At 46.6% G+C, this 8,375-nt stretch carries 10 protein-coding genes; 7 read left to right on the top strand and 3 right to left on the bottom strand.

Annotation, left to right across the window (positions count from 1 at the left end; all coding sequences use genetic code 11):
• Nucleotides 1-35: 35 nt before the first annotated feature.
• Complete coding sequence (locus tag DFQ00_RS15285; protein ID WP_053783253.1) at nucleotides 36-281, bottom strand: NifU family protein; 246 nt, start codon at nucleotides 279-281, stop codon at nucleotides 36-38.
• Between the two features lie 80 nt (nucleotides 282-361).
• Here DFQ00_RS15285 and DFQ00_RS15290 point away from each other — a divergent pair, with 80 nt between their 5' ends.
• A complete protein-coding gene (locus DFQ00_RS15290) occupies nucleotides 362-616 on the top strand; it encodes a YuzB family protein (RefSeq protein WP_110897352.1) in 255 nt (84 codons plus the stop codon).
• On the opposite strand, the gene DFQ00_RS15295 is transcribed toward DFQ00_RS15290, so the two are convergent.
• Both DFQ00_RS15295 and mqnE read right to left on the bottom strand, forming a co-directional pair.
• The gene (locus DFQ00_RS15295) at nucleotides 617-1,678 is read right to left on the bottom strand and encodes an NAD(P)/FAD-dependent oxidoreductase (protein ID WP_110897353.1); all 1,062 of its coding nucleotides are present in this window, start codon (nucleotides 1,676-1,678) and stop codon (nucleotides 617-619) included. It lies immediately after the preceding gene.
• Nucleotides 1,679-1,941: 263 nt separating this feature from the next.
• Nucleotides 1,942-3,048: an aminofutalosine synthase MqnE gene (mqnE, locus tag DFQ00_RS15300; protein ID WP_110897354.1), complete on the bottom strand. Its 1,107-nt coding sequence runs from the start codon at nucleotides 3,046-3,048 to the stop codon at nucleotides 1,942-1,944.
• A gap of 448 nt (nucleotides 3,049-3,496) precedes the next feature.
• Here mqnE and DFQ00_RS15305 point away from each other — a divergent pair, with 448 nt between their 5' ends.
• The 6 genes from DFQ00_RS15305 (at nucleotide 3,497) to DFQ00_RS15330 (ending at nucleotide 8,119) form a co-directional block, all read left to right on the top strand.
• On the top strand, nucleotides 3,497-3,853 hold the full coding sequence (locus DFQ00_RS15305) for a HesB/IscA family protein (RefSeq protein ID WP_110897355.1): 357 nt from the start codon (nucleotides 3,497-3,499) through the stop codon (nucleotides 3,851-3,853).
• Nucleotides 3,854-4,055: 202 nt separating this feature from the next.
• Nucleotides 4,056-4,697: an NAD(P)-dependent oxidoreductase gene (locus DFQ00_RS15310; RefSeq protein WP_110897356.1), complete on the top strand. Its 642-nt coding sequence runs from the start codon at nucleotides 4,056-4,058 to the stop codon at nucleotides 4,695-4,697.
• A 252-nt stretch (nucleotides 4,698-4,949) separates the two neighbouring features.
• A complete protein-coding gene (rarD, locus tag DFQ00_RS15315) occupies nucleotides 4,950-5,828 on the top strand; it encodes an EamA family transporter RarD (RefSeq protein WP_110897357.1) in 879 nt (292 codons plus the stop codon).
• A 186-nt stretch (nucleotides 5,829-6,014) separates the two neighbouring features.
• A complete protein-coding gene (locus DFQ00_RS15320; RefSeq protein WP_110897358.1) occupies nucleotides 6,015-6,467 on the top strand; it encodes an NUDIX domain-containing protein in 453 nt (150 codons plus the stop codon).
• An 18-nt stretch (nucleotides 6,468-6,485) separates the two neighbouring features.
• Complete coding sequence (locus DFQ00_RS15325) at nucleotides 6,486-7,763, top strand: MFS transporter (protein WP_110897359.1); 1,278 nt, start codon at nucleotides 6,486-6,488, stop codon at nucleotides 7,761-7,763.
• Nucleotides 7,764-7,777: 14 nt separating this feature from the next.
• The gene (locus DFQ00_RS15330; RefSeq protein WP_110897360.1) at nucleotides 7,778-8,119 is read left to right on the top strand and encodes a hypothetical protein; all 342 of its coding nucleotides are present in this window, start codon (nucleotides 7,778-7,780) and stop codon (nucleotides 8,117-8,119) included.
• The last annotated feature ends 256 nt before the right edge of the window (nucleotides 8,120-8,375 follow it).

Genomic DNA, 8,375 nt, shown 5'->3' on the forward strand with positions numbered 1-8,375 from the left:
AAGGCTCTCTGAGGTTTATTTCGTGAAGGATTGATTTAGAATACTTGTACGACTTCTTGTACACCCTCAACTTCTTCAAGAAGGGCGCGTTCAATCCCGGCTTTTAAGGTAATGGTGGAGCTTGGGCAACTGCCGCAGGCACCGACCAGTTTCAGCTTAATGATGCCGTCCTCCACGTCGACCAGTTCCACGTCACCGCCATCGCGTTGCAGGAACGGACGAAGTTTATCAAGCACATCAGATACCTCATCATACATGGTGCTTTGTGCGTTTTCGCTCATATTGTTCAACTCCTTTCCTCCTTATAGTATATTACAAACGACCACAAATTAAAATGGTCAAACAAAGCAGGTGAACTGAAATGAGACCAATTATTGAATTTTGTGCTAACAATATGCATTTTGGCACGGATGAAGTCATGGACCAGCTAGATGAAAATCCGGACTACGACGTCATTGAATATGGCTGTCTGACCAATTGCGGTCAATGTTATATGACACCTTTTGCCTTGGTCAACGGTGAAGTGGTTACCACGGACAAGGTGGAGGATCTATACAACGCCATTCTTGCCAAAATCGCTGAAGCGGATGCCTGGGATGCCCTCGATCTCGAATAACTAACCGAGATGGCGTTTGGACATCCAGAGCACACCGCTTTTCAAAATACGAGGCACACGTCCCATCATGGATGTTTTGCCCATGAGCCCAAATCCAGCCTTCTTGCCGAGTGCGCCTAATGTGCCGCGAAGCTTGAGTGGCTGGGGATTGGGCTTTTCGCCTTTCCAGAGCGCATGCTGAATATGAGCGATCTGCTCACCCTGAACCTCCGCAGCCTGACCACTTGGCGCATAAGGTACACTTGCACAATCACCTACGACATAAACATCGGTGTACTCCGGAATTTGATAATATTCGTTTAATACGACACGGCCCTGCGGGTCCTTGGTTACATCGAGGTCCTGAACGACCTTCACTGGCTGAATACCGGCGGTCCATACAACGGCATCCGTCTGAATCTGCTCGTCCCGGTTATAAATGGCATTAGGCTCAACGCGAGAGATCGCGATATGTCCACGCGTTTCCACCTGATGCTCACTGAACCATTCATGGACATAAGAGGAGAGACGTTGAGGGAATGCGGAAAGTACTCGCTCCCCCCGATCCAGAATGCTGATATTCAGGTCGGGTCTGCTCTCACGAAGCTCGGCAGCCATCTCAACTCCACTCAAGCCGCCGCCCACGATGTGAACATGTCCATAGGCCTTAACTTCGTTAAGCCGAAGATAAGTCTCGCGTGTTTTGCTAAAGCTTTGAATGGTACAGCTATATTCCTCGGCGCCGGGAGTGTTGTGGAAACGATCCGTACATCCGAGTCCAATGACGAGCTTGTCATATTCAAGTGCCTCCTGGCCTTCAAATTCAATCTGACGCTGCTCCAGGTTAATGGCAGTTACTTCACCGTAACGGTGGGTGACTTTCTCATTCACCGGAAAGTGGATGCGCAGGTCGTAATCGGATACGGTTCCTGCTGCGAGTGCGTAGTATTCAGTCTTCAACCCCTGAAAGGGACTGCGGTCCACCAGAATAATCTGTGTGTCTGCAGGAATTTTACCTTCCAGAAGTTCCTTGATGATCGTGAGGCCGCCATAGCCGCCTCCAAGAATGACGAAATTTTTCATGACTCGGCTTCCTTTCTGCATCAGTCCCAAGCTTTGGGGCTGTAACCTGCAGAACAGCTATGTATTGACATAGCTGCTCCGTGTGTTGTTTTGGTCTAAATCCAATATTTGAAAAAGTGAAAATCAAAATTTGAAATATGAAATCACAGTGAAGCATCACTCTGTATCGAACGTACCCCTGGTTCAAGCAAGTTCGTTCGATGAGTGATGCCTCTACTGCAGTCATCATAAATTCAAATTATAATTGATGTGAGTGAGCAAGATTATTCATAAACCTGAATTTCGTTGTAGAACGTATCACGCTCTACTGGAATACGACCTGCCCCTTTGACGAGCCAGATCAGCTCTTTGCGTGTCAGTCCTTCTGGTGTTAGTGCGCCAGCAGCATGACTGATTTTCTCGCGTACAATGGTACCATGCACGTCAGAAGCACCAAAGCTCAGCGCCACTTGTGTCAGCTGTGGACCAATATTAATGAAGTAAGCCTTCACGTGTTGAATGTTATCCAGCATCAGACGGCTGATGGCAATCGTTTTGAGATCCTCATACGCGGAGTTGCGGCGCATAATACTGGCGGATTTGCTTTTCGGCTGCATGGAGAGTGGAATGAACACCATGAATCCATTCGTTTCATCCTGCAATTCCCGAATCTGTACCATATGGTTAACACGATCCTCATAGGATTCGATGGAACCATACAGCATCGTTGTATGAGTACGCATGCCCAGATTGTGTGCTGTGCGGTGTACTTCGAGATAGCGATCTACGTTCGCTTTGTCCACGCGCATTTTTTTGCGATATTCATCCGACAGAATCTCTGCGCCGCCGCCCGTCAGTGATTTGAGGCCAGCCTTCTGCAGCTCTTGCAGCACTTCCTTGATGCTCAGGCCGCTGATGCGAGTGAAGAAATCAATCTCTGCCGCAGTGTACGCCTTCAGCGTAACTTCTGGATATTTCTCGTTTAAAGCACGCAGGGAATCGACATAATATTGAAAAGGAACATGGTTGTTATGTCCGCCGACAATGTGGAACTCACGCACACCCGGATGAATATGCTGTTCCACATAATCAATCATTTCCGCACCAGATAACGTATAAGAGCCTTCCTCACCCTGATCTTTGCGGAAATTACAAAACGCACAGCGAGCTTCGCAGACGTTGGTGAAATAAAGGCTCATGTTCTCGATAAAGTATACTTTCTTACCATTCTTCCGCAGATTGGCCTCATTGGCCAGCTGGCCCAAAGTCAGCAGATCATCTGTTTGATACAGATAGACGCCGTCTTCTACACTCAGCCTTACGCCGTTCTGTACTTTCTCCACGATTTCAGCCATTCTTTTGTCTGTGAACGGTGTTACCAATGTAGACATGCTGTTTCCTCCTGTTCTTTACCGGAATTCGAGTTGTGATGTGTAGGGCTTCTAAGCAGAACTACATAGCAAAGATGCGGTCAACTGCCGCCTTCTTGTGAAAGACTAACTCTTATTACCCGGTGCAGCCTGTGCTGCATGCGAAAAATTCTTTTTTCCTAAAATGAGTCTGACGACTCTATATGCATTGGGGACTGTAGTACAGTCTCGAAATGTGAAAAAAATTACAACTCCATATATGACCATCATCCGAATAAGTCGTGGCAAAATATTGACAGTTTCAGAGTGACCACCTATCCATTATAAACCTCGTGTCCCGGGGGTTCAATACACTGGGAAGAAAAAGGAGTTCAGGGTGAACGCGGAAACGGGTAAACATGACTTGAGCCCCTTGACGGGGTGGAGTATAATTTAAGGGAAGAGTCGATGAAAAGGAGAGTGACCTGGCATGATTAGCATCAGCGAAACAGCTGCGGACCGATTGAAAGAAATGCTTGCACAGCAAGAGACACCCGGAATGTTCCTGCGTCTTGGCGTAGCACCGGGCGGTTGTACCGGATTTTCGTACGCCATGGGCTTTGACGATAAAGAGTCCGATGAGGATATATATATGGACATTCAGGACATGAAGGTTGTCGTGGAGAAAGAGAATTTGAAATATTTGAATGGACTCGAAATTGATTTTGAAGAATCCGGCATGTCTGGTGGGTTCACCATTCATAACCCGAACGCAGTAGCAACATGCGGCTGCGGCTCATCGTTCCGTACGAGAGAAGAAGCGGGTGTACCGGATAAAGATTGTTAAATAGGGTTGAAATCAAGGCCTCTGTGGCGGATTAGGAATGAGCTAATTACGTTACGGGGGCTTTTTTTGTTAGTTTTTGAATTGTTGTAGCTTTAATGAGAGGAAAGGTTGACAGAATTAGTTGTAACAATTATAGTTACATTATAGCATTCTAAACAAACACAATCTCATAATAAATTTGATTTTAAGGGAGAGATCATTAATGAACATTGCAGTTATTGGTGCAACAGGTAAAGCAGGAAGTATCATTTTGAAAGAAGCCGCGGACCGTGGACATGAAGTAACGGCGATTGTGCGTAATGCATCCAAGCTGCAAGACAAGAGCCTGAATGTACTGGAAAAAGATGTGTTTGATCTCACGGCTTCGGACGTGGAAGGTTTTGATGTCGTTGTTAATGCATTTGGTGCACCAGCGGGCAAAGAACATCTGCATGTAGAAGTGGGACAAGCTCTGATTAACATTCTCAAGGAAACCCCGAATACCCGTCTGATCGTTGTGGGTGGTGCTGGCAGCCTGTTTACAGACGAATCCAAAACGCTGCGTCTTGTCGATTCCCCTGGGTTCCCGGATGCGTATAAAGCAACGGCTTCGAATCAAGGGCAAAACCTCAAGGATCTTCAAGCTTCCTCCGGCATGCAATGGACGTTCCTTAGCCCGGCTGGATTCTTCAATCCTGAAGGCGTGCGTACTGGCAAATATCAATCAGGCAATGATGTTATGATTGTGAACAGTGAAGGCAACAGCTACATCAGCTACGCCGATTATGCGATTGCGCTGGTGGACGAGATTGAAAATCCGCAGCACAAAAATGAGCGTTTTACAGTAGTTGGCGAAGCGAAGTAATTCCTTAATCCTGTTTATAAAAGATATCCATCTTTCAAACGAGCGCTGGTCGAAGCAGATCAGCGTTTTTGTTGTAGCTCGTCGCGAGGGAAGAAAGCTTGCACGGTAAGCGGCAGAGATCATTCGACCTTGTACCTGATGAGTCTATATGGGCGGTCTATAAGTATTTCTTTACTTATGGAAGGGACGGGGCGTATAATCCGTTGAGACATGAGAGATAGAAAGAGAGAACAAAAAAGAGAGGTAGGAATCATGAACAACGGATTAATTAATGCCATTATCGCTTATATTATGTGGGGCGTGCTCCCGCTATATTGGAAATTGTTTAATGATGTGCCGGCAGGTGAAATTTTGTCCCATCGTGTTGTGTGGTCATTTGTGTTTATGGGAATATTAGTTGCGATTCAGCGCCGCTGGAGTGATGTCAAACGAATCTGGACCAGCCGCTCACTTTTACTGCCGCTTACAGCCAGCGGACTTTTGATTGCGATCAACTGGCTGATCTTCATCTGGGCTGTTAACAATGGGCATGTGGTAGAGACCAGCCTGGGTTACTACTTGAACCCACTGCTGAACGTGCTGCTCGCCGTAGTTTTTCTTCATGAAAAACCAAACCGGGGACAATGGGTTGCTATCGCTATAGCAGCAGTTGCGGTGCTGATTATCGCTGTTGACTACGGGCGTTTCCCGTGGATTTCCATATCGTTGGCGGCCTCCTTTGGTTTATATGGTCTGGCAAAGAAAAAAATTAAGCAGGATGCTTCGGTGGGGCTGTTGTCAGAGACTGCAATTGTCCTGCCCCTTGCATTAGGATACTGGATTTATCTAGGGATTGCTGGTCAAACAACAGCCTGGACGCTTCCGCCAACGATGTTCTTCGAATTGCTGCTTTCGGGTGTTGTGACGGCGCTTCCGCTGTTGTTCTTTGCACGAGCAGCTGCGCGTATGTCACTCTCTACACTCGGATTTGTTCAGTATATCGGTCCAACCATCATGCTGATTTTAAGCATATTTGTATTTAAGGAATCGGTTTCTCCTGTGCTGCTTGGCGGATTTGCTTTGATCTGGACAGCACTTATCGTCTATGCTGTTTCATCAATGCGTGCGGCTAAAATGGCAAAGGCAGTGTAAATGAATTACAGAAGTAATAAGATATTATCGCGCAGCCCTTTCCGTCCTTTAGGATGGAGAGGGCTGTTTTATTACTGTTGTGCATAGATAAAGAAAGTTTGAATGATTCTTTTATTTACAAATAAAGGAACGTATGTTCTAATTATAGGAGTGGAAATTTTCGGATTGTGGAGGTTTTTTTTAACAATGAAGCAGCATGGAATTATGTTGGTTGTTAGTGTTTCGATCCTGCATGAGGGTAAGGTGCTTATCATCAAAGAGAACAAGGCATCTGTCCGGAATACCTGGAATTTCCCTTCAGGTAGAGTGGAGTATGGGGAAGAGCTAATGGAAGCGGCGCGTCGGGAAGCGAGAGAAGAGACGGGATATGATGTTAGACTGACAGCGGCGACAGGAGTGTACAATTTCATAAGCAGCTTGCAGCAGCAAGTGGTTTTGTTTCATTTTCTCGGTGAAATTATGGGTGGTTCGCTGAAGCTGGATACAGCGGAAATTGCAGATGCGAAGTGGATCACACCTATGGAACTATTCAATTCGGAATCACTGGAGCTGCGTGATCGAGTTGTGATGAAGCAGATTACAAGCAATATGATATCTAATAAAGAGTATCCATTGACGCTTTTTCACAACCAGATATAGAAACGGAGCAACATATGTATGAAGTCTTCATATTTAACTCGTTCTTTTTACTATTTATGGACTACCCAGACGGCAGCAAATGCTGCTGATGTGTTATATATTATGGCCCTGACAGTCATGGTGCTGGACCGCACCAATTCACTTGTATCTGCGGCCCTTTTGCCCTTGATGCGCAGTGGAGCCCAGATGTTAAGCAGTCTTGCTGCACCGCTGCTTATTCAACGGTTTCCATTGTCCAGACTGCTTCTATTGTCACAAACAGGGCAGTTTCTGCTATTTATTTGTCTTGCCTTGTATCTACAGCTTCATGCGGCTTCATCCTCTTTGCTGCTTGTATTCTCGCTTGTATTTGTGATGTCTTTTCTTGATGGATGGACAACTCCCGCACGTAATGCATTAATACCACGGTTGGTGGCACATGAGCAGGGTTTACTTAAAGCGAATGGGCTCATGAGTGTTAGTGACCAAGTTGTGCAGTTCGCCGGCTGGGGATTAAGTGGTGTAATCGTTGCCTTGATCGGTTCAAGCCCAACGCTGCTGATTACTGCTGTAATTTATGGCTTGGCTGCAGCCTTTACCATTGGAGTCAAGGAGCCAAACGACACAGACTTGGCGCAGAGCAAATTGCAATATTCGGCGGAAATTACAACGGATACGGGCATGAGCAGGTGGCATACCTTAACGGAAGGCTGGAAAATGATCTGGCAAACACCGCGTTTACGCGTGCTTACGTTCATGGATATGATTGACATGCTAGGAGGGGCCATCTGGGTAGGTGCATTTACATTAGCGTTCGTCCAGGTGGCACTTGGTCAAGGAGAAGAATGGTGGGGCTTCATCAATGCGGCTTATTTTGCCGGTACAATTGGCGGTGGATTGCTGGTGCTTGCTCTATCCAAGGTTATTGGACGCCGATATTTTGGAGTGATGCTGCTGGGTATGGCAGGGTATGGTGTCTTGACCGCAATATATGCAGTCAATTCGCAGCCGTTTACTGCATTGATCCTTGTGATGCTAATGGGGCCATTTGCCGAGCTTGCTATGATCAACCGACGTACGTTGATTCAGAGTAGTGTGGCTGCTCTAATGCTGCCCAAAGTGTTGTCTGCTCAAGCCTCGATGATGCATCTCGTATTTTGCATTTCTTTACTGGGTATGGCAGGGCTTGCCGAATATATCGGAATTATCAATCTCTATCTGTTCGCAGCCGTTCTGACGCTACTGGCAATCGCCGCGGGTCTGCTGAACTACCGTGCTTTTCAGGATAGAACGGTTCATCCTCAGAAGATGAATTAAAAGGAGGGAGTGCAATGGTCAACGATGATTTGAGCCCAAAAAATGGTCGTTTCGTTCGGCAAAGAAAGGGCCGCCTTATCTCTCCCTTTATATTTTCAATGATGATTGGTGTTATATATGCTGCGCTGATTACTAACGAAACGGCAATTATTTATATCAACAAAATTCTGCCAAGCACAGATGGAGCGGATCTGCATCAATATCTGCCTGTTATGCTTCCGGCTTTTATATATTCATATGCTGTGCAGAGAAAACGCATCATCTGGCTTGAAAACCTGTCCTTCAGCTGCATTCAAGCGTTAATTGCTGTCATGAGCTTTGCTGCATGTCTTGTGACTGCTATGTTGATCATGTAGAGAGCTATCGCTTTTCGTCTTGCTTTACCCTGCTCCTGTGCCAAGTCAGAGCACGTTTTAGAAGCTTTCCAAGGAGTAGCGCGTAGTGGAGGGGGGCGGGAGTGATTCTGTAGAAGCGAAGCGCTCGCGTTTGTCCACGGATTTTCCCCTATAAAGGGGAATTCAAGTAAATCCGAGGACAACCAGCGATCGGAAGAACACCCCGCCCCCGGAGCGTCCACCCGCAGCTCCGGCCCTAAACGCCTGAAGTGCCCTG

This window comes from Paenibacillus barcinonensis (assembly GCF_003217495.1).
Lineage (GTDB): Bacteria > Bacillota > Bacilli > Paenibacillales > Paenibacillaceae > Paenibacillus > Paenibacillus barcinonensis.